The sequence below is a fragment of the Peribacillus sp. B65 genome (genome assembly GCF_058513295.1).
Window position 1 is genome coordinate 1,361,511 of sequence record NZ_CP195840.1, and the last position, 22,919, is coordinate 1,384,429.

General features: G+C 41.1%; 19 protein-coding genes. 18 read left to right on the forward strand and 1 reads right to left on the reverse strand.

The features are described from left to right. Positions 1-98 precede the first annotated feature (98 nt). The 16 genes from ACSR9O_RS06655 (at position 99) to ACSR9O_RS06730 (ending at position 18,862) form a co-directional block, all read left to right on the forward strand. Positions 99-1,796, forward strand: a complete 1,698-nt coding sequence (locus ACSR9O_RS06655) for a sigma-54 interaction domain-containing protein (RefSeq protein WP_232782872.1) — start codon at positions 99-101, stop codon at positions 1,794-1,796. A gap of 792 nt (positions 1,797-2,588) precedes the next feature. Then, positions 2,589-3,452, forward strand: coding sequence for a branched-chain amino acid ABC transporter permease (locus ACSR9O_RS06660; protein ID WP_230176387.1), 864 nt, complete (start codon positions 2,589-2,591; stop codon positions 3,450-3,452). Between the two features lies 1 nt (position 3,453). After that, on the forward strand, positions 3,454-4,449 hold the full coding sequence (locus ACSR9O_RS06665) for a branched-chain amino acid ABC transporter permease (protein ID WP_101221911.1): 996 nt from the start codon (positions 3,454-3,456) through the stop codon (positions 4,447-4,449). Continuing rightward, positions 4,446-5,216: an ABC transporter ATP-binding protein gene (locus tag ACSR9O_RS06670; protein WP_491724167.1), complete on the forward strand. Its 771-nt coding sequence runs from the start codon at positions 4,446-4,448 to the stop codon at positions 5,214-5,216. The genes ACSR9O_RS06665 and ACSR9O_RS06670 overlap by 4 nt, the downstream gene beginning before the upstream one ends. Further along, positions 5,209-5,916, forward strand: a complete 708-nt coding sequence (locus ACSR9O_RS06675) for an ABC transporter ATP-binding protein (RefSeq protein ID WP_101221913.1) — start codon at positions 5,209-5,211, stop codon at positions 5,914-5,916. Before ACSR9O_RS06670 ends, ACSR9O_RS06675 begins: the two co-directional genes overlap by 8 nt. 22 nt (positions 5,917-5,938) lie before the next feature. Continuing rightward, a complete protein-coding gene (locus ACSR9O_RS06680; RefSeq protein WP_101222243.1) occupies positions 5,939-7,120 on the forward strand; it encodes an ABC transporter substrate-binding protein in 1,182 nt (393 codons plus the stop codon). A gap of 272 nt (positions 7,121-7,392) precedes the next feature. After that, positions 7,393-8,301: an N-acetylmuramic acid 6-phosphate etherase gene (gene murQ / locus ACSR9O_RS06685; protein WP_402903721.1), complete on the forward strand. Its 909-nt coding sequence runs from the start codon at positions 7,393-7,395 to the stop codon at positions 8,299-8,301. Between the two features lie 11 nt (positions 8,302-8,312). Further along, entirely contained in the window at positions 8,313-9,170 is an 858-nt protein-coding gene (locus ACSR9O_RS06690; RefSeq protein ID WP_101221915.1) for a MurR/RpiR family transcriptional regulator, read from the forward strand. Positions 9,171-9,202: 32 nt separating this feature from the next. Further along, positions 9,203-10,573: a PTS transporter subunit EIIC gene (locus ACSR9O_RS06695; RefSeq protein WP_101221916.1), complete on the forward strand. Its 1,371-nt coding sequence runs from the start codon at positions 9,203-9,205 to the stop codon at positions 10,571-10,573. Next, on the forward strand, positions 10,570-11,580 hold the full coding sequence (locus ACSR9O_RS06700) for a MupG family TIM beta-alpha barrel fold protein (RefSeq protein WP_491724168.1): 1,011 nt from the start codon (positions 10,570-10,572) through the stop codon (positions 11,578-11,580). The genes ACSR9O_RS06695 and ACSR9O_RS06700 overlap by 4 nt, the downstream gene beginning before the upstream one ends. A gap of 211 nt (positions 11,581-11,791) precedes the next feature. Beyond that, a complete protein-coding gene (locus ACSR9O_RS06705; RefSeq protein WP_491724169.1) occupies positions 11,792-13,732 on the forward strand; it encodes a glycoside hydrolase family 3 protein in 1,941 nt (646 codons plus the stop codon). Positions 13,733-13,745: 13 nt separating this feature from the next. Further along, the gene (locus ACSR9O_RS06710; protein ID WP_491724170.1) at positions 13,746-14,984 is read left to right on the forward strand and encodes an exo-beta-N-acetylmuramidase NamZ family protein; all 1,239 of its coding nucleotides are present in this window, start codon (positions 13,746-13,748) and stop codon (positions 14,982-14,984) included. Between the two features lie 190 nt (positions 14,985-15,174). After that, positions 15,175-16,650: an N-acetylglucosamine-specific PTS transporter subunit IIBC gene (gene nagE, locus ACSR9O_RS06715; protein ID WP_260357523.1), complete on the forward strand. Its 1,476-nt coding sequence runs from the start codon at positions 15,175-15,177 to the stop codon at positions 16,648-16,650. A gap of 336 nt (positions 16,651-16,986) precedes the next feature. After that, positions 16,987-17,415, forward strand: coding sequence for a DUF1801 domain-containing protein (locus ACSR9O_RS06720; protein ID WP_230176382.1), 429 nt, complete (start codon positions 16,987-16,989; stop codon positions 17,413-17,415). Positions 17,416-17,460: 45 nt separating this feature from the next. After that, positions 17,461-18,504, forward strand: coding sequence for an oxidoreductase (locus ACSR9O_RS06725; RefSeq protein WP_402942536.1), 1,044 nt, complete (start codon positions 17,461-17,463; stop codon positions 18,502-18,504). A 226-nt stretch (positions 18,505-18,730) separates the two neighbouring features. Continuing rightward, positions 18,731-18,862 (forward strand): hypothetical protein, encoded by a 132-nt coding sequence (locus ACSR9O_RS06730; protein ID WP_260357528.1) that lies wholly within the window; start codon positions 18,731-18,733, stop codon positions 18,860-18,862. A 129-nt stretch (positions 18,863-18,991) separates the two neighbouring features. Here the strand turns inward: ACSR9O_RS06730 and ACSR9O_RS06735 are convergent, their stop codons facing one another. Next, on the reverse strand, positions 18,992-20,179 hold the full coding sequence (locus tag ACSR9O_RS06735) for an MFS transporter (protein ID WP_230176380.1): 1,188 nt from the start codon (positions 20,177-20,179) through the stop codon (positions 18,992-18,994). 122 nt (positions 20,180-20,301) lie between these two features. On the opposite strand from ACSR9O_RS06735, the gene ACSR9O_RS06740 reads away from it, so the two are divergent. Together ACSR9O_RS06740 and ACSR9O_RS06745 are read left to right on the forward strand one after the other, a co-directional pair. Beyond that, on the forward strand, positions 20,302-20,748 hold the full coding sequence (locus tag ACSR9O_RS06740) for a MarR family winged helix-turn-helix transcriptional regulator (protein ID WP_101221922.1): 447 nt from the start codon (positions 20,302-20,304) through the stop codon (positions 20,746-20,748). Positions 20,749-21,039: 291 nt separating this feature from the next. After that, entirely contained in the window at positions 21,040-22,629 is a 1,590-nt protein-coding gene (locus ACSR9O_RS06745; RefSeq protein WP_491724171.1) for a long-chain-fatty-acid--CoA ligase, read from the forward strand. Positions 22,630-22,919 lie beyond the last annotated feature (290 nt).

A 22,919-nucleotide genomic window follows, 5' to 3' on the forward strand; every position in this document is an offset into this window, starting at 1 on the left:
CTACTTTTTTTGGAGCGAAATTCGACAATTTTAAAGGAGTTTCGAAAATTATCCAGAATTGTACTTAAAAAGAATTCTTTTTGCGGCGGTGAATAGTAATGAATCAAGTGAAACAGGATTCTCGGATTAATTTGCTCAAAGAGTCGACCATCCCTGCACTAGTCGTGGATTCTGAAAATCGGATAAAGGATTGGGGCAACTATTTTAATCAATCGTTAAGTCAGGATGGTAATAATACACTAACCGAACAATTCGATGAGTGGCAATTTCTCGATAATAAAAGGCTTGCAGCTGCAAGGCTGCATGATAAGCGGTATTTATTTTTATTAATGAAACAAATGGATGCTGACAATATTCTATATATAGGCAGTGAAACAGAATTTTTGGACGATTTATTGATTGATGCGCATGAAACGGATAAATTGAATCGCGCACTGGATGCCATTATCGAAAACTCCTATGATGGAATATACATCACCGATCAAGATGGAATCACGCTTTATACCAATTCGGCAATTGAACGGATCACGGGCATACCAAAAGAGTATTATATCGGCAAATCGGTGGACCAATTAATTAAACGCGGCATACTGAATGCTTCGGTGACGCATAAGGTAGTGAAGCTGAGACGAACGGTATCAGTCGTACAGGATAATTTTGCTGGAAAGGAAACATTGATTACAGGAAGTCCCGTTTTTAATGCAGAAGGGGAAATAGAGCAAGTCGTTACGAATATAAGAGATTTATCCGATTTAAATGAACTGATGCACGAGTTGACGAAAGTAAATGAACTGAATAATCAATATAAGCAGGAAATTGAAAAACTGCGGAAGATAACAAGCAAGGATGGAGTCGTATTTGTCAGTGATAAAATGAAAATGATTTATGAAATTGCTGAAAGAATATCGGATATTGATGCAACAGTACTCATTCTGGGAGAAACGGGTGTTGGAAAGGATGTCCTTGCCCGAAATATTTATAATCGGAGCATCCGATCTAAAAAAGGAGATTTCATCAAAATAAATTGTGGGGCAATTCCTGCTGATTTATTGGAATCCGAGCTCTTTGGATATGAAGGAGGGGCATTTACCGGAGCCAATCAAAAAGGCAAACCAGGGATGTTTGAGCTTGCAGAGAGTGGGATCTTATTCCTGGATGAAGTTGGTGAGCTTCCCCTGCAACTTCAAGTGAAGCTGCTTCGGGCCCTTCAGGAAAGGGAGATTCAAAGAATCGGTGGAACAAAGCCAAAGAAGATCGATGTTCGCATAATAGCAGCCACGAACAGAAATCTATCGGAAATGGTCAAAGCGGGTGAGTTTCGTGAAGACCTCTTTTATAGGCTGAATGTCATTCCGATTACGATTCCTCCTCTACGGGAAAGAAGAGAGGATATCTTGGCATTGACTGACTTATTTTTAACAAAAGCAAACGAACAATATAAATTCTCAAAAGAAATAGATTCGCGGTTGAAGGAATATTTTTATCAACATGATTGGCCAGGAAATGTCCGTGAATTGATTAATATAGTGGAAAGGCTCGTCGTGCTGACGGATAATCAAATATTATCGATTAACGACCTTCCGGAAGAATATCAGCCGGAAAATCGGAATCAGCCGAACCTCAATGCTACCCTAACTTTAAAAGAAGCGGTGGAAAGAGCCGAAAAGGAAATCTTGACGAAAGCGGCTCAAACCTACCAAACTACATATGAAATCGCAGAGGCCCTAGATTCCAGTCAGGCAACAATTGTGAGGAAACTTAAAAAATACCGATTAAAGGTCAGTGGAAAAGAATAGGTGAGTTTGAACAGCACCTCCATTGTTGGAAACCATCCAACAATGGAGGGTGCTGTTTTTTTGTGCATTTTAACCTGGACTTGCTTAAAACGATTAAGGCTGTGAAGGTTATTATTGGATCCCTTTCATTTAATGTCTTCATTTAATTATTTTATTGATTCAGAAATGATTTTTTCAGTCAATAGTGAATGACGGACATCCCGTATGGAATCGTTACTTTTGATTTTTACAATTCAATAATGAATTCACTGACTGGTGAATAGCCTAATTGTCGGTGAGTTCATGTTGGCATGGCACTTGCATTTATAATACAAGAAATAATCTACATACAAGAAATAATCTACATACAGGAAATTAATCTGCGTAATGGTCCTTTAGTGGTGTGGAAGGGGTGAACGAACAAGACGATTACCATGGGTAAACCGTTATTAAAAGAGAAGTTGTAATCATTGGCTATCCCTAAAATAAGCATCTGCTTGTCTGCACAATCGTACCGCCTAGATTCATAAGGCAGAATGAATGAGGACAAAACGTCATGTACAGTAATAAGTTGTCATTATAAATGAAAGCGCTAACAAAAAATCGGGTGTTTTTTTCGCTACACCTAATCTTTATCTGTAGGTGGAGAATATAGGGAAATAATACTTACTATTCCTCCCCGGGAGGTTGAGCCTGTGAGGGAAAAATTAAAGTGTTTTTCATCACAGAGGTGTGCTTTCAAAATATGGACAGGATGGTAGGCCAGGGAATGAACAGCAAAGTGAAATTCAATAATTTTCAAGGAGGAAGTAAATGGAAATTTTGATCCAGCAGCTTTTTAATGGTTTGACGATTGGCAGCGTATATAGTCTTGTTGCCCTGGGATTGACGCTAGTATATGGAATATTGCATATCCCGAACTTTGCCCACGGTGCCCTATATATGTTGGGTGGATATATCACGTTATCAATGATGACCTTATATGGGGTCAATTACTGGATTGCCATGTTCGTATCCATTATCGTTGTTGGTTTGTTGGGAGTCCTTTTGGAACGTTTCGTGTTTCGCCTGTTAAGGGAGGCACCTCCATTGCACGATAAGATAGCGGCAATCGGAATTCTCCTTTTTCTTGAAGCCTTTGCCCAATTTGTCTGGGGTGCCGACTTCCATACAATGACTTCTCCATACGGCCAGGTGGTCAATATCATGGGCCTGACGTTCACACTTCAGCGATTATTGATCATCATATCAGCTATCGCAGTGATGGTTTTACTTTACCTTTTCCTAAAGAAAACTTATGCCGGCTCGACGATTATAGCGATGTCCCAAAGCCGTGAAGGTGCTTCATTAGTGGGAATCAACATAAATAAAGTCGCAATGCTTACCTTCATGATATCGGGAGGATTAGCAGCCATCGCTTCATCCCTTGCATCACCGATTAACCTTGTTTTTCCCGGCATGGGGCATTTAGTCATCCTAAAAGCATTCGTCATTATCATATTGGGCGGGATGGGGAGCATCCCGGGGGCGATCGTAGGCGGATATATCCTAGGTTTCAGTGAGAGTCTGGGCGCAACTTATATTTCAAATGATTATAAAGACATCATTGCATTCATTCTTTTAGTCGTAATATTAACCGTGAAACCAACAGGTCTTTTTGCCAAGGGGGAGAGGTAGCGTGAAGATATTAACGAAAAGAAATGGGATTATCGCACTTATCATCTTTGCTTTTTCATTCCCCTTTATCGCTCAAAACGATTATTATCTCCATATGCTGACACTTTCGTTCATCTGGGCGATAGCTGTTTATGGAATCAATTTATTATCAGGATATACTGGATATCTCTCGCTTGCACATGCTGGATTTTTTGCGATTGGAGCATATTCACTTGGCCTCCTGACGGTAAAAGCGGAAATGAACTTTTGGCTGGCACTTGTATGTGCATGCTTAATCACATGTGCAATTGGGTTTTTAATCGGTTTGATCGCGCTGAGGACAAAGGAACACTTTTTCGCGATTTATACCCTATGTGTGGGTTACATCATATATCTGGTCATTGATAAATGGGAAGGACTTACAGAGGGGGTTAGGGGATTGATCGGTATCCCTGCTCCTGGAAATATAGGGCCGATCACCTTCGATACTGCAGCATCCCAATATTATCTAGTCCTCATTTTCCTGCTTGCAGTGATTTTAGTCGTGTATCGAATTATACGCTCGTTGACCGGCAGGACGTATATGGCCATCAGGAACAGCGAGGACCTTGCAAAAACCATTGGTATATCCACAATGAAGAATAAGTTAACCGCATTTGTCCTTTCCACATTCTTTGCAGGTTTGGCAGGTGCTTTGTATGCTTCATTCATTCGTTTCATTGGACCTGATATCGGATCAACTGCCATAATGTTCGATCTATTGATGTATTTATTGGTTGGTGGAATCGGGACACTTTCAGGTCCTTTGGTAGGAACATTATTGTTAGTAATCCTTTCGCAAAATCTGCAATTCCTTCAAGAATATCGAATGTTGATATTCGGGCCATTGCTTACGGTGATCATAATCTTTTATCCGCGCGGAATCGCAGGTGCCTTCTTTGATTGGAAAAGAAAGCGAAAAGATAATGAACTGTCCAGGGTGAGAAGCGAAATGCACATAAAAGCTGAGGAGGGATGAATTTGCTAATCGAAACGAAGAATTTGACAAAGCGGTTTGGAGGATTGGCGGCCGTCAATAATGTGGATTTTACAATTGAAAAAGGTAGAATCAATGCAATAATCGGACCAAATGGTGCAGGAAAATCAACTTTTTTCAACTTGATCAGTGGCTTTCATCGACCAACTTCCGGGACGGTCCTATTTAAGGGGATTGATATCACCAAACTTCCTGCCAATGAAATAGCGGGGCTCGGAATTTCAAGAACCTTTCAAACGACAAGCCTTTTTGATCAAACGACCGTGTTGGATAATGTCATTGTCGGTCATAGGCTGCGAACCAAATCCAATCTGGTGGATGCCATTCTAAGAACAAAACGTTTAAAACGGGAGGAAGCGGCTTGCAGGGATAAGGCAATGGAAGTTCTTGATATTGTCGGATTGACGAAATCGGCTGACAGAATGGTCTCCAGCATCTCGCAGGAGGAAAAGAAACGGACAGCCCTTGCCCTTGCCCTTGCGACTGAACCGGAAATTATCTTTCTTGATGAACCTGCTGCGGGAATCAACCCTGATGAAACGGAAGGCTTGACAGAACTGATTAAAAAATTGAATCGATCGGGACTGACCGTTTGTTTAATCGAGCACAAAATGCATATGATCATGAACTTGGCAGACCACATCATGGTCCTTAATTACGGAGAAAAAATTGCCGAGGGCACACCTAAGGAAATCCGCGGAAATGAAGCGGTGATTAAAGCCTATTTAGGAGGGAGTGCCAGTGCTTAAGTTAACCGATGTCGCCGTGAATTATGGTAGTTTCACTGCGATAAAACATGTGAATATCGAAGTTGCCAAGGGAGAGATCGTTGTTTTGTTGGGAGCTAATGGGGCAGGAAAAAGCACGACTTTTCGTTCCATAAGCGGAATCAGTAAGCTGTCCAAGGGGGAAATTCATTTTCTGGGCATGCCGATAGCGGGCCGTGCCCCGGATAAGAATGTTCGGGAGGGAATCGTCCAGTGTGCCGAAGGACGTAAACTGTTTCCACAAATGACCGTCCAGGAAAATCTGAGGATGGGTGCTTATGTGCATCGAAAGAAGAAAGCGGAGATCAAGGATTCCTTGGAATACGTCTATCACTTATTCCCGATTTTAAAAGAAAAGCATCATGATGAGGCGGGAAGCCTGAGCGGCGGCCAACAGCAAATGCTCGCAATTGGAAGAGCTTTGATGTCGAAACCGAAATTGTTGATGCTTGATGAGCCTTCGGTGGGACTCGCTCCACTTATTGTTGAACAAATGTTTCGGGTCATTGAAGAAATAAACCGCGAAGGAATCACGGTCCTGCTTGCTGAACAAAACGCGAATGCTGCTCTTGGCATTGCAGATAAAGGATATGTTTTTGAAAATGGGGAAATTGTCGTTCAAGGGACAGCAAGTGAGTTATTAGCCAATGATGAAGTAAGGAAAGCGTATATTGGAGCCTGAAAAAATTGAATGGGGGATTTTCATGAAAAAACTGAAAGTATTATTTATTTTTCTCCTGCTAATGATCACTGTGTTGACTGGGTGCAATAAAGGGGATAGCACTGTGTCAAGCAGTGGCAGTAAAGGCAAAAGTGATAATGTCGTTAACATCGGTTTTAGCGGTCCTTTAAGCGGTGCGGCAGCGTTATATGGGAAACGGACATTGAATGGTGTAGAAATGGCTGTCAATGAAATTAATGATGCTGGTGGGTTTGAAGTAGATGGTAAGAAATACACATTGAATTTAGTTTCGTTGGATGATAAATACCTTCCAAATGAAACAGGGTCGAATGCTAAACGGTTAATTCAGGAATATGATACGCCGATCATTTTCACGCCTCATAGCGGAGGTGTGCTGGCACTTCAGGTTTTTAATGAACAAGAGGAATTCATAATTGGGGCATATACGAGTGAACCGGCAGTGACCGAAAGCGGAAATTCATTAACCGTTCGAATTCCACCGAATTACGAGGGTTATATTGAACCTTTTACAACATATGCAATGGAACATTTCGGCAAGAAGATTGCCGCTTTGCCAACATCTTCGCAATACGGTAAAGACTGGACGGAGGCCGTGCTCCCACATTGGGAAAAGCAAGGCGGAAAAGTCGTTTATAATTCATCGATTGATTTCGCCAAAGAAACCGATTTCTTTACGATTGTCACCAATGCCTTGAAAAAAGATCCTGATGTGCTATTTATCGGTGGTGCTTCGGAACCTACGGCAAAAGTAGCGAAGCAAGCTCGGGAGCTAGGCTTTAAGGGTGGTTTCATCATCATGGATCAAGCAAAGCTGGATCAAATGAAGCCGATTGCAGGGTCATATGAAACATTGGAAGGCTCGATTGGCGTTTTGCCACTGATGGACTCAGATGAAGAAGCAATACCTGCTTTCGTTGAGAAATATCAAAAGAATTATAAGGAAGATCCAAGCTCAGAAGTAGGATTGAATTATATCGCCATGTATGCGTTTGTAGAAGCGATGAAATCTGCAGGCAGCGTTGATGATGCCAAGGCCATCCGTAAGCATATGCAAGATGGACTTTCCAATATAGGGCCAGATCAAAAAATATACGATATTCCCTCGATTGATGAAAATGGAGGATTTGCATCAACTATTGTCGTCGGTGCAGTAGAAAACGGGAAAGTAGTCCCTATTCGTTAACTGGGTAAAGGAATGAGGTATCCTGGGGCCGAAGTAGTATACTAGTTTGGCATTTTATTATATAACTTGTGCGTGTATAGTTCCCAAGTTTGGGGACGGTACACGTTTTTTTATTGTTGAAAAAATCCTGTGGTGCAAGATCACCAAAAATATCTTGTATCCGAGTAATGAAAACGCTATCATTGAATATAATATGAAATATAATTTCATTATTTTCTATTAAAAAATGAAATTATATTTAAGTAATTGTTTATGGGAGGATTTAATTGTCTATGGAAGAACATTTGCGTTCATTAACGACTGAATTACGGAACGAAAAGACAATGAATATCGACAGTGTAAATACGATGGAAATCATTTCTGCAATCAATAAAGAAGATTTTAAAGTGGCAGCAGCGGTTGAGGAGGTATTGCCAGAAATTGAAACGGTGGTTGAATGGGCTTGCGAATCGTTAAAAAAAGGGGGGAGGCTCATTTACATCGGAGCAGGAACGAGCGGAAGACTCGGTGTGCTTGATGCAGTGGAATGTCCCCCGACTTTCAGCACACCGCCTGATAGGGTACTGGGAATAATCGCAGGAGGGGAAAAGGCGTTTGTTCGGGCTGTTGAAGGAGCAGAGGATAAAGAAGAGTTTGGGGAATGTGATCTGATGGATGTGGGCCTTACAGCAAATGATACGGTTATTGGCATTGCGGCAAGCGGTCGTACCCCTTATGTGAAGGGCGCTTTACGTTATGCAAGAAAAGTCGGGGCTAAAGCGGTTGCTTTATCATGCAATAAAAACGCGAGCATCACAGAAGCAGCGGATATAGGGATTGAAGTGGTTGTCGGACCGGAAGTGTTAACAGGATCCACGAGAATGAAAGCCGCAACCGCACATAAAATGGTACTCAATATGATTTCAACGGCAACCATGATCCGGCTGGGAAAAGTCTATGAAAATCTGATGGTAGATGTAAATGTCAGTAATCAAAAACTGAAGGACCGTGCAATAAGCATCATAGAAACTGTAACGAATGCTGACTATGATCAAGCATTGAATACGCTTGAAAAGGCAAATAATCAAGTTAAGCCAGCGATTGTCATGATAAAAACGGCAACAGATTATGAAAAAGCAATGGAGTTACTGGAAAATGCTGATGGAGATGTCAGAAAAGCCATCTCAATCTATGAAGATTAAGGAGGGAAGAAATGGCTACAGGAGGATTATCAATCATACAGACAATGTTGAGCAAGCTGCCGCAATCTGAACAAAAACTAGCAGAATATATTCTCAAGAATCCTCATGAAGTTGTGAACAGCACTGTACAGGAATTAAGTACGTCTGCCCAAACAAGCGGGGCTGCTGTTATTAGGTTGTGTAAGTCGCTTGGCATAAAAGGATTTCAAGATCTGAAAATAAGGATTGCTGGAGATTTGATGAAGACCGTTGAACAGGGCTACCGGGATATCGAACCTTCCGAATCACTGTATCGGATTGTTGAGAAAACAACGAGTAATTCGATTCAGACCATCCGGGACACATCTGAAATAATCGATCACGATAATCTCAAACATGCGATAACGCTGATGCTGAATGCTAAAACTGTCCACTTTTGCGGTGTCGGTGCTTCGAATATAGTTGCGGCTGATGCTCAGCAAAAATTACTTCGCATCAATAAAGGGGCAACGGCTTTTACAGATATGCATTTAGTTGCAACCTTGATTGCAAATGCTGATGAAAATGATATCGTTTTTGCCATTTCATTCTCAGGGGAAACACCTGAAGTTGTCAATATATTGAAGCTGGCAAAAGAACGTGGGGTAAAGACGATTGGGCTGACTCATTATGGCCAAACAACGGTATCTTCTTTGTGTGACGCTACACTGTATACATCCTTTTCGAATGAAGCACCGTTTCGAAGTGCAGCCACATCCTCACGATTGGCACAATTATATATGATTGACATTTTGTTTTTGGGGATGGCTTCAGAGCAATATGAAGAGACTGTCCAATATATTGATAACACCAGGTCTGCCATTAAATCGATGACAGATCGATATAAATGATTGATACGAGATTTGACAAAGGGGGCTTTTGAATGGGTAAGGGGGATAAGTACGCCAGTTTAGCCGAAGAATTATTGGGGAAATTAGGCGGGGCATCAAATGTTGCCGATGCTGCACATTGTATGACCAGACTAAGGGTATTGCCAATCGATCGTTCGAAAGTAAAAATGGAAGATATAAAAAATACTGAAGGCGTTTTTGGCGTCATTGAAGAGGAAACGATACAAATCGTCCTCGGTCCAGGCGTGGTGAACAAGGTTCATGCAGAATTTGAAAAGCTTTTGGAAGATTATTCAGGCAATTTGAACTTAAAGGAAGTAGCCTCGAAGAATAAATCAGAGATTGATAGGAAAAATGCAAAACCTTTTAAACTTTTTTTACGCAGGATTGCAAGTATTTTCATCCCTTTAATTCCCGCCCTAGTGGCATCAGGTTTGATAACCGGTATTACAAAAGCAATCGTTCAAGCAGGCTGGCTAGCAGCAGAATCACAATTAGCCATCATTTTAACCGTTATCGGATCGGGGCTGTTTGCCTACTTGGGGATTTTGGTTGGGACCAATGCAGCAAAAGAATACGGTGGATCACCTGCACTAGGTGCACTTGCAGGCATTTTGGTCATCAACCCCGCTGTCGGTGACATTTCATTGTTCGGTGAAAATTTGCTCCCTGGCCGCGGTGGGTTGATAGGAGTCCTCTTTGCAGCTATTTTCATAGCCTTGGTGGAAAAACAGGTCAGGAAATTCATTCCTCAATCACTGGATATCATTTTGACGCCAACCATCGCTTTACTCATTACTGGGATTGTCACTTACATTGTATTTATGCCGGTAGGTGGGTTTTTATCGGATGCCATTACGACTGGGTTATTGAATGTATTGGATTTCGGCGGTGTTGTAGCTGGATTCGTCCTTGGTGCAGCCTTCCTCCCTCTCGTCATTACTGGTTTACATCAAGGTTTAACTCCTGTCCATCTAGAATTGATAAATTCGATTGGAGATGATCCACTGCTTCCCATTTTGGCGATGGGTGGCGCGGGCCAAGTGGGAGCGGCATTTGCCATCTATATGAAAACGAAGAAAGCAAGTTTGAAGAGAGCAATCGGAGGAGGCCTTCCTTCCGGGATGCTAGGTATCGGCGAACCTCTTATATTTGGAGTGACCCTGCCATTGGGCCGGCCTTTCTTAACGGCATGTTTAGGTGCAGGAGTAGGCGGAGCATTCCAGGCTCAATTCGGAATCGCAACGTCGTCCATCGGTGTGTCCGGACTGCCGCTTACCTTTTTAGTTCATCCAAATCAAATCGCTCTGTTCCTCGCTGGACTGTTCATTTCCTATATAGCAGGATTTATTTTTACGTATCTGTTTGGATTTAATGATGAAATGGCGGTTGAATTCAAGTGATCGGAATCTCTTTTTATCTACAAGACCCGCATGCAGAAACACAAATCAAACATGCTGCTGACCTGGGAGTGAAGAGAGCATTTACCTCGCTTCATATTCCTGAAGAAAAGGGCGAACTGGTAAAGAGAATGATCAGGCTTTTAAAGCTTTCAGAGTCCTGCGGAATGGAAATCCATGCAGATATCTCAATAAAAACGCTTGATCATTTGGGGATTAGCAAATTTACGGATTTATGGAGATTAGGTATTAAAGGTATTCGCCTTGATGATGGATTTGATAAAGAAACGGTCATATCCTTATCCAAGGTGTTTTCACTTTCACTGAATGCAAGCACGTTGAATGAAGATGAACTTTTAGCCGTGCTTGGAGGCGGTGTGGAACCGGAAAATCTGATAGCTTGGCACAACTTTTATCCAAGGCCTGAAACGGGCCTTGAGGAAGAATTCTTTCATGAACAAAATCAACTGTTCATGAAATACGGCATTCCGATCTTTGCTTTCATCCCAGGTGCAGGAAGTAAACGCGGTCCAATTCATGAAGGTCTTCCAACGCTTGAAAAACACAGGTTGATGAATCCTTACGCTGCCGGTATCGAGCTGTTTCAGCATGTGGAAGGAGTTTACGTTGGAGATCAAGGAACGGAGAATAATCTGCTTGAGAATCTGACTGCCTATAAAAATCAAAATATTCTAACTGTTAGAGCGGAATCCCGACTCTTACAAAGCGGTCAGTACGAATTGAGGCCAGATGTTTCTCAAGATGTTTTCCGGCTGCAGGATACCCGGGTCACAGCAAATGTTGAGCCGAGTAATACAGTTGCACGCATCCTTGGATCCATAACGATGGACAATGATGGTTACGGAAGGTATCGGGGAGAGGTCCAAATTTGCAAGAGAGACCTAGAAGCAAATCACCGAGTTAATGTGATTGGGCGAATTATAGAAGAAGATATTCCCTTGCTGTCCCTTCTAAAGCCTGGTCAAACGATAAAACTTATAATTGAGTGACCAATTGGGCTCTATGAATCAATTATACGGGGATAATAGGATATATTTCATGATGGCTTGTTAAAAGAGGCGGCAGACGGGATTCCCAATGCTGCCTTGGTTTCTTTATAGGATCTATATAGTTCTTTTCCATTCATTTATACCCCTTCATGGAAGTGGTTATGGAATTGCTGCTAACAGAACTAGAAAGTATACAAGGGAGGAAGCCTAAATGATAAAAAGGATATGTGCCCCTGCTGGAATAGCATTATTCTTGGTTTTATCCATTCTGGGAGGGAATGCGACAGCAAAAGGATCAGAGACTGAAAAAACGGTATCGGATATTCAGGGAATCGTAGCAAACATGACAGTCGATGAAAAAGTCGGTCAAATGCTCATGCCTGATTTTCGTAATTGGCAAAAACAAGGAGAATCGAAGACGACGGGGTTTATTGAAATGAACTCAGAAGTTGCAAGCATCATCAAAAAATATCATCTGGGCGGTGTTATTCTGTTTGCAGAGAATGTAGTCGATACCGAACAAACGGTACGGCTCACCGATGGTTTGCAGATGGCAAGCCCGGACCTTCCGCTGTTCATAACGATTGATCAGGAAGGTGGAATCGTAACTCGCCTTCAAACTGGAACGAACCTTCCTGGCAATATGGCACTTGGTGCAGCCAGAAAAGAAAGTTATGCTTATCAATCCGGAGAAATCATTGGCAAGGAACTGTCGTCACTTGGCATAAATGTCAATTTCGGGCCGTCTGTCGATGTCAATAATAATCCTGGAAATCCCGTTATTGGCGTTCGTTCCTTCAGTTCTGATCCGGAACTTGTAGCAAAGCTGGGCATTCAAACGATAAAAGGATTGCAAAATCAGAACACGATAGCAACGACCAAGCATTTCCCCGGCCACGGAGATACAGCAGTCGATAGTCATTATGGTCTTCCCCTTGTTTCTCATGAAAAAGAACGTTTGCGTTCCATCGAGTTGATGCCTTTCCAAAGGGCCATTGATGCTGGAGTTGATATGATGATGACTGCACATGTTCAGTTTCCTGCATTCGATGACACTACCTATATCAGTAAAAAAGACGGTCAAGAGATTATGGTTCCTGCAACGTTGTCACATAAAGTCATTACGGGTCTATTACGTGAAGAAATGGGTTTTGACGGTGTTGTGGTTACAGATGCATTGAATATGAAAGCCATCGCGGACAACTTCGGACAGGAAGAAGCCGTAGTCCTTGCCCTGAAGTCTGGTGTTGATATTGCATTGATGCCTGCACAGGTTAATTCGCTTCAAATGGAAAAGAATTTAACCTCTGTATTCAATGCAGTGAAGGCAGCAGTGGCAAGCGGGGAAATTCCTCTAAATCAAGTCAACCAATCTGTAACGAGGATCCTGGAACTAAAAGTGAAAAGAGGGATATTAAACCCTGATGAAACTCCGATCGATAAAAAAATCGAAACCGCGCTTCAAGTGGTAGGGAATGAAGATCATTTGAAAAAAGAACGGAAAATCGCGGAAGATGCCATCACCTTATTGAAAAATGAAGACAAAACATTGCCTTTCAAACCTAAGAAAAATGATAAAGTTTTAATTCTTGCTCCTTTTGATGACCAAGTTGAATCCATGTCCAGGAGCATCAGCGAATTAGCTGATAAAAAGAAAATAAAGAAAGTCCAAATAACGGGTATGAGTTTTTCAGGAAAGTCATTTACTGATCAAGTGGCAAGGCTCATTGATGAATCGGACTTTGTCATAACTGGTTCCTATGTTGTCAAAAACGATCCGGCTGTCAATGATGGAGTGATCGATGATAGCATTCAAGATTCTTCGAAGTGGGCAACAGCCTTCCCTAGAGCGGTCATGAATCATGCTAATAAGAAAGATAAAGAATTTGTATTAATGAGTTTAAGAAACCCTTATGATGTTGCAAACTTTGAAGAAGCGAAAGCGGTTCTTGCTGTTTACGGGTTCAAAGGGTATTCGAATGGGCGTTATAGACAGCCGAATATCCCGGCAGGAATTTCGGCCATTTTTGGAGTATCAAAACCTAAAGGTACGTTGCCGGTTGATATACCATCAGTAATTAAGCCCTCTGAAAGTCTTTATAAATTTGGATATGGATTAGATATTAAATCTGGAAGACCCATTAGAAAATAGGGAGGGAAGCAGTTTGAAAAGAATGATAATCCTATTTACCATTTGTCTGTTGACTTTCGGCATTGTTTCCTCAAAAAGTGTAACCGCTGTTAAAGAGAAGAAAAAACAAAAGGTCAGTCCCGGTATTGAAGTCCTTTTAAAAGAAGAAAAGAACGTGTTAAGCGGAAAGAAAGTCGGCTTGATTACGAACCCAACTGGCATCGATTCAAAATTAACCAGCATCGTCGATCTACTTCATGATGATCCAGACATTAATTTGACAGCGTTATTTGGTCCTGAACATGGAGTGCGTGGAGATGCGCAAGCTGGTGCAAGCGTTGAATATTATATTGATGAAAAAACAGGGTTGCCTGTTTATAGCTTATATGGCAAAACGAAAAAACCGACGCCTGAAATGTTAAAGGATGTGGAGGTCCTTGTTTTTGATATCCAGGATGTCGGAACACGCTATTACACTTATATCTACACGATGGCATATGCAATGGAAGCAGCCAAAGAAAATGATATCCCCTTTATCGTGCTGGATCGGCCGAACCCACAGGGCGGGCAGTCGGTAGATGGGCCGGTACTTGAACCTGAATTCTCATCGTTTGTCGGTTTGTACCCAATACCTCTAAAGCATGGGATGACAGTTGGGGAACTCGCGACTTTGTTCAATAAGGAATTTAATATTGGTGCAGATCTAAAGGTCATCAAGATGAAAGGCTGGAAGCGAGATATGGACTATGATGATACTGGTCTCCCTTTTGTCTTGCCGTCACCGAATATGCCCGCAGTTTCCACTACTTTCGTATATCCGGCTACAGGCTTGATCGAGGGAACGAATGTCTCGGAAGGCAGAGGGACGACTAAACCATTCGAGTTGATTGGTGCTCCTTATATAAACAGTGATGAGCTTGCTGGGAAATTAAATGAATTAAGGTTACCTGGCGTAAAATTCAGGGCAGCCTCCTTTACACCTACATTTTCAAAACATGCAGGTAAACTCAGCCACGGAGTGGAAATTTATATAACGGATAGAGAGGAATTCAAGGCTGTTCCTACTGGACTTCACATCATCAAGACCATTCAGGATCTATATCCTGATGATTTCGAATTCCTTGCAGCCAAAAATTTCAATTTATTGATTGGCAATGGCTGGGTAATGTCCAGAATTGAAGAAGGTTCATCAGTAAATGAAATCATGAAGGAGTATCAAGTAAAGCAGGATGCTTTTAAAAAGGTTCGTAAAAACTACTTGCTCTATAAATAAGTGAAAAAAGAAAAGTCCGGTTGGACTTTTCTTTTTTTTATGAACTTTTGATGGAGGAGTAAATCGCTAAGACTTTATTCCTGAATATAGCCAACTTTATATATGAAATGAAGTTCTAAAATGGAAGGAACCGTTGTCTAATAGAATATGGGGTTTGCCCTAAATCAGTAATTGACAGGAGGAAAGCGGGATGAAAAAATATCTTCAAAAAATTGGACGTTCCTTGATGCTGCCAGTAGCCGTATTACCGGCAGCCGCCATTTTAATGGGGATCGGTTATTGGATAGATCCGGCAGGATGGGGAGCGGGAAGTCCGTTAGCGGCTTTCTTAATAAAAGCAGGTTCTTCGATTATAGACAATATGGCTATATTGTTTGCTGTTGGAGTGGCGTTGGGGATGTCGAAAGGAAAAGATGGAGCCGCCGCTTTAAGCGGGCTGGTAGCCTATCTGGTTGTAACGACATTGCTTTCCACGGACTCTGTAGCGATGCTGCAGGGAATTGATGCAAAAGATGTAAATCCAGCATTTGTGAAAATAGAAAATGCATTTGTCGGAATCCTCTCGGGCCTTATAGCGGCAGCTATGTATAATCGGTTCAGTAAGGTCGAGCTGCCGGATGCACTCGCTTTCTTTAGCGGTAAACGCCTTGTCCCGATCCTTACTGCGGTTGTCATGTTACTGGTTTCCCTATTATTATTCTTCGTATGGCCGCTCATCTATTCCTGGTTAGTTATATTTGGGGAAGGAATAAGTGAATTAGGAGCTGCTGGAGCAGGACTCTATGGATTCTTTAATCGGCTTTTGATACCAACAGGTTTACATCATGCGTTAAACTCCGTATTCTGGTTCGATGTGATAGGACTTAACGATATCGGTAAATTCTGGGCTGGAACAGGAATAAAAGGAACCACAGGCATGTATCAAGCCGGATTCTTTCCCGTCATGATGTTCGGTTTGCCGGCAGCAGCTCTTGCCATGTACCATACGGCAAAATCACGGAAGAAAAAACAAGTTGCCTCATTAATGCTCGCAGCCGGTTTCGCTTCATTTTTCACAGGCGTTACTGAACCGTTGGAATTTGCTTTCATGTTTGTTGCACCAGCCCTATTCGTTGTGCATGCCTTATTAACAGGAATATCATTAGCTATTGCTGCGACTTTCCAATGGACAGCAGGGTTCGGTTTTAGTGCAGGATTCATTGACTTTATTTTAAGTTCAAGGTTGCCATTGGCAAATGAACCGTATATGCTACTTCTTCAAGGACTGGCTTTTGCTGTCATCTACTATTTCTTATTCCGATTCTTGATTACAAGGTTCAATTTAATGACTCCCGGAAGAGAAGATGATACAGAAGATGAGCTTGATGGCGGAGGAGCGACTGCGGAAGCAGACAGCAGTCAAGGCGGGAATAATGAGAGTAAATTCTTTGGAATGGCTTCCGCTATTTATGAGGGATTAGGCGGAGACGCAAACGTTACATCTGTAGATAACTGCGTTACCCGTTTAAGAGTTGAAGTGGAAAATATGGGAGCTGTCGATCAGAATAAAATCAAATCAACAGGGGTTGCTGGAATCAATATCGTGGGTCCCCAAAGCATTCAAGTCATCGTAGGGACACAGGTACAATTCATAGCTGATGAAATTGAAAAAATCCGGCGGCAATAGGTCTGGATAAACTGCATTTTTCCTTTTAATGCAAAAATCTACGATCAGAATTATATTTTCTGATCGTAGAGATTTTTATGATAAGTACCGATTTTTAACGCAAAAAAGATTTATCTATATAACTCTGCTCTTAAAATAGAATAAAACGAATTAATGTTCTATAATATATAAGGGTATTGAATGAAGGATTTGCCATGAAGCGTGGAGAACTAGTAATGAAGATCCGCCAATCATTGATACATCGATGATGAAGGCTGTATACATATCAATCTAAAATACTGTGCAAGCGATATCTTATGAATTTTTTCTACCTTTTAATAAAAGGGAGGTCCGGTCATGTATAAACAAAAAACCAAAGAAACTGACAGTAGTGTCATTGAGTTCATTGAGAACGTCGATAATCCGAAAAAACGTGAAGATGCATACGAATTGTTGGATGTTTTTACCGAAACGACAGGTTATGAGGCAAAGATGTGGGGACCGAGCATAATTGGGTTCGGTACCTATCATTATAAATATGAATCAGGTCACGAAGGCGATGCCCCCCTGGTAGGCTTCTCGCCTCGAAAAGCAAAAATCAGTTTATATTTTGCTACGGGAGACAAAGAAAGAGAAGAATTGTTACAGGCATTTGGTAAACACACTTCCGGAAAAGCGTGTGTGTACATCAATAAAGTGGCAGATATCGATATTAACGTATTGAAAGAATTGATTAATCAATCTGTCAAGTTTTTGAGAGATACATACCCGGACAATGAAATATAATAAAATGTATGTTTAAGAGGAACAAGAAAGCGAGTGGGAACGAAAATGAGAAAAATTAAAGTGGGCATAGTTGGATACGGATTGTCAGGAGCTACTTTTCACGCGCCGTTACTAAGTGTTTTAGGGCAGTTTCAAATAGCGAAAGTTGTCAGCTCCAATAAGGAAAAAGTCCAAAAAGATTTGAAAGATGTTGAAGTGGTAAGCAGCTTAGAGGAGATTCTTGAAGACCCATCCATTGATTTGGCTGTTATTACGACACCGAGTGGTTTACATTATGAAATGGCCAAGCAAAGCTTGTTAGCAGGGAAGCATGTCATTCTTGAAAAGCCAATGGTAGTGGAAGCTTGGGAGGCGGAGGAGCTCATTAAGATTGCCGAGGAAAAGGATCTGCTATTAAGTGTCTATCATAATCGGAGATGGGATAATGACTTTTTGACCGTGAAAAAACTTATGGATGATGGAGTGCTTGGGGAAATCAATACATACCAAGTCCATTATGATCGATACCGGCCTGTGGTCAGGGATAGATGGAGGGAAAAACCAGGTCCGGGATCAGGCATGCTTTATGATTTAGGATCACATCTCATCGATCAAGCACTTCATTTGTTTGGATTGCCGCAATTCGTTTGGGCAGATGTATTTTCCCAAAAAGAAAATGCAGAAACGGATGATTATTTCCATGTAATATTAGGATATGAAAAGCTAAGAGTTATCTTGCATTCAGGCTCAATCGTTCCGTTTAATGGACCGCGCTATCAGGTGCATGGAAGTAAAGGATCATTTATCAAGTACGGTCTTGACTGCCAAGAGGCAGCCCTAAGTGAGGGGAAAAAACCGTTGGATGACTCTTGGGGTGCAGATGAACCCGAATTCTATGGTAAGCTGGTTACGGTTGAAGGTGAAAATGAGACACATGAAACCATTGAAACACTGAATGGATCTTATTTAACATATTACCAGGCAATTGCAGATAGTATATTGAGCGGAAAAAAAGCTCCAGTAACCGCCCAAGAGGGATTATCGGTCATTAAAATCATTGATGCAGCTTTTGAAAGCAGTAAAGGGAAAAAAGCCGTATATATTAAATGAAAATCATTTTCCCCTAATAACAATATAAATGAGAAAAACTGAATGATAAGCGGCCTTATTCTCTATTAGAGGAAAAAGGCCGCTTTTTGTTTTGGTCATATAAAATCATTAACTTAAGAAGCAAATGGTTTCGATTGTTACGCAAGATTTTGAGCTGTTTCCGCATGAAAATGGAGCGAATATCCAAGAGATTGAAGCGTTACTCGTGAATTAGAGCCATTTACTCGTGAATTCGGATCAAATACTCGTGAGATTCATCCATTTACTCGTGAATTTGACGCATTTACTCGTGAATTTGAATGTTACGGAAGATTTAGAGCTGCTTCCGGAAAATGGAGGGAATATCCGCGAGATTTAACTTTTACTCGTGAATATACAGTTTTGGAGGATTTCAATTGATATAAAAATCATAAATGAAAAACCCCCGAATGGCGGCTGCTACTCGGGGGTTTTGTTAAGGCATGAAACTTGAAATGCCTTCTAAGCTCTAGGATAATGCCTTCGCATGAAGAGATCGCTTTTGCCAAGCCATGGTAATCATCAAAGTAATGAATAAAAGGATAAGGCCCAACATGAACGGATAGGTAATGTGGACATCATACATCATTCCGGCAAGTGTAGGTCCGAGCACATTTCCAATGCTCATATACGCATTATTCATACCCATTGCAAAGCCCTGTTCATTCCCTGCCATCTTGGAAATCAGTGTGTTAAGAACTGGACGCAAGATGGAAGTGGAAAGGAAGATGATAAGCGAAATCAAAAAGAAAATCAGGTAACTTGTAGCAAAAAGTGATAGAAGGAAACCGATTGCTGCAACACTGATAAAGATATTCAGCACATTCACTTCCCCGAAACGCTGTACAATCCGGTCGACGACAAACAGTTGCACTATTACACTGACGATACCGGTGGCTGTAACCATGACGGCGATGTCCTTAGGACTTGAATTGAATTGATTATCAAGATAAAGACCAATTACAGATTCATATGCCATTAGGCCAAAGCTCATTACAAGAGTAATGATGAGTGGGATGAAATAAGGCATTTTCACGGATAAGGCAATCTTCCGAATCATTGTTTCAGTTTTTGCATCCATGGATTGTGGAACCTGTGCCGTTTCGCTTTCTTTTAAAACAAAAATCGAAAATACAACAGCTGATAGGGATACCAGAGCAGAAATCAAAAAGGGAAACTTCAAGCCAAAGTCAGCTAAAAAACCTCCAATTCCCGGACCGACTACAATTCCCAGGGACATGGCGGCAGATACTAAACTATTGCCTTTGGCGCGTTGATCAAATGTGGTGATATCGGCTACATAAGCAAAAATTGCGGGTATAAGCAAAGCTGCCCCGATCCCGCCGATGATACGTGAAGCATATAATAACCAAATGGAATTGACTGCATAAAAAATAAACATGGATAATGTCAAACCGACCAATCCATAAATAATCATTTTTCTGCGCCCGAATTGGTCAGTCCATTTTCCGGCAATTGGCGAAAAGATAAGTTGTGCACCCGCGAAAATGGCGATCATTAGGCCAGCGGCGGTTCCGCCTTGATTAATGGAGGCCAGGTATGCTGGTAAAATGGGAATGATGATACCGAAACTTCCTATTGCTATAAACATATTGATCATGAGGATAATGATCTTTTTGCGTTGTTCTGCTGACATGGACAGCCTCTCTCTCTCTTTAAAAAATCAATAACCAATTTAATTCGCATGGTTAATTTTTTGATACGTTAATTATGTTATAGTTTTAGATAGATAGTGTCAATAAGAAAGGATTGTCAAACATGAATTCAAGTGAATTGTATAATTTACATCTAGAGATCAGGGAACTAAGCAGACTATCACAAGAATTGGTTGAACCGTTATTGGTTAAATATGATTTAACTTCTGTACAGTATCGCGCATTGCAATTAATAGTCTTGAATGAATCCATAGCTGTTAAAGATGTTTCGAATCATTTGAAGATTAAACCTGCGGCAGGAACTGCACTAATTGATCGGCTTGAACGGAAGAAGTTGATTGAGAGGGTACATAGTGAGGATGATCGGCGGGTAGTTTTTATCCAATCCACTGAAAGTGGAAGGAATACCTATCATTCCATCAATAAGTGTTTTACCAAAATCTTTCGTGACTTTTATAGCGTCCTAAATGGAGAGGAAACGGAACGTCTCAAACAAATCGTTGGGAAGCTTACCGAACATCTGTCGTCATGCATAGAGAATAAAATATAGTCTTCCTGACGTGTACAGTTTCCATTATAATAGAATGAAGATGCACTATATATTTATTAAAGCAGTGAATTTCACTGTTTTAGGAGATTAATTATCAGAATAATTAAAAAATATTTAGGTGAAAACGTCATTCAATGATTTTATTTTGGTGTAAGGAATCCATTAAAGAAGATATGACGGCTGGAAAATGAATATGTATTAAAAGGATAAGAAGTTTTTTTCTCAGGATTCATCATGACGAACCAGGCAGGGTGCTGAATACAAAGAATCTGAAAAGAAGGAGATGGTAAAATGTTTTCCCCATTAACTCCAATGGATTGGAAGCGCAGGGCCGTAAAATATTATCCTCAAAAAGTGGCAGTCATTGATGAAGAGAAAGAGTTTACTTATAAGGAATTCGGGCAGCGAACAGATCAACTTTCCAAAGCATTGCATTCTTCGGGAATTGAAAAAGGCGACCACATTGCAGTAATGTTGCCAAATACGCATTATATGTTGGAATGTTTTTATGGCATTTGTCAAATGGGAGCGGTAATGGTTCCTTTGAATTATAGGCTTGCTGCAGAGGATTTGGAATATATCATCAAGCATAGCGATTCAAAAATGTTGATAGTCGATGAAGAATTCACCGCTCCAATCGAAAAGATCATTACTAGACTATCATTGGAAAAAATCATTATCGTGCCTGTTGAAGGACATGAAACCACTTTACCTGGGATAGACTATGAGAATTTCATTTTGCATGCAAATGATGGTGGTCTGCCAGAGGTTACAATCGATGAAAATCAACTTTTGACTATAAATTACACGAGTGGAACTACTTCAAAACCAAAAGGGGTAATGTTGACTCATCGCGGGAATTACATGAATGCCGCTAATTTCATTTATCACCTTGGAGTGAAGCATGACGATGTATACTTACATACCTTGCCGATGTTTCACGCTAATGGCTGGGGAGGTGTATGGTCGGTAACGGCTACTGGCGGGACCCATGTATGTTTAAGGAAGGTCGATCCCCCTCTTATCCTCAAATTATTCAGCCGTCATAATATTACATTGTTATGTGGAGCACCTACTGTCGTCAATATGTTGGTAAATGATCCTAAAGCAAAAGAAACAAATATCAAAGTGCGTCCAAGGATGGCAACAGCTGGTGCTCCTCCAGCAGCAGCGCTTATACAAAAGGCACAAGAAATCCTTGGTTTGAATATGATCCACGTATATGGATTAACAGAAACTTCCCCTTTCATCCTATATAACGAGTGGAAGGATGAGTTTGAAGCTAAATCGGCGGACGAACAAGCAATAATAAAGGCAAGACAAGGTATTGAATTGGTTTTCAATGGGGAAACGATGGTGGTCAATCAAGAAGGGAAAGAAGTCGCTTGGGATGGAAAGGAACTGGGGGAAATCATCACTCGCGGCAATGTTGTAATGGAAGGATATTATAAGGATCCGGAAAAGACGGCCGAAGCAATTAGGGATGGCTGGTTTCATACCGGGGATCTGGCAGTTACCTATCCTGATGGATATATTGAGATACAGGACAGGGCTAAGGATTTAATCATTTCCGGCGGAGAAAATATTTCTTCAACAGAGGTAGAAGGGGTATTGTATAATCATCCAGATGTTTTGGAGGCTGCGGTCATTGCCATCCCAGACGATAAATGGGGAGAAACGCCTAAGGCAATCATTGTGCTGCAGCTCAATGCAAAAGTGACAGAAATAGAGATCATTACCTTTTGCCGCTCAAAAATGGCTCATTTTAAAGCACCGACAAAAGTTGAATTCGTAGAGTCTTTACCGAAAACGGCAACAGGTAAGCTACAAAAATACCGTTTGAGGGAAATCCATTGGAAAGGATCAAAAAAGGTAAATTAAAGGCTTTCATCGGAACGGGATATATATTGAGGGGGTGTCATAAAAAGGTAAATCAAATGAAGTACGGCAATTAACAAGACCAAGAATGCTTTTAAATAAGCATTCTTGGTTTTTATATTATGGAAAGCAACATTTCCTCCGTAATACTAGGAGGGGATAAATTAATTAACGAGGGCTTCTAAATGAAAGATTTGACTTAGTGTAATATATATACGTATTTTAGATAAACTTGGTTTATTACAACTAGCATAACTGATGCATGATAGGCGTGCTTTCCGGAATAATATGCT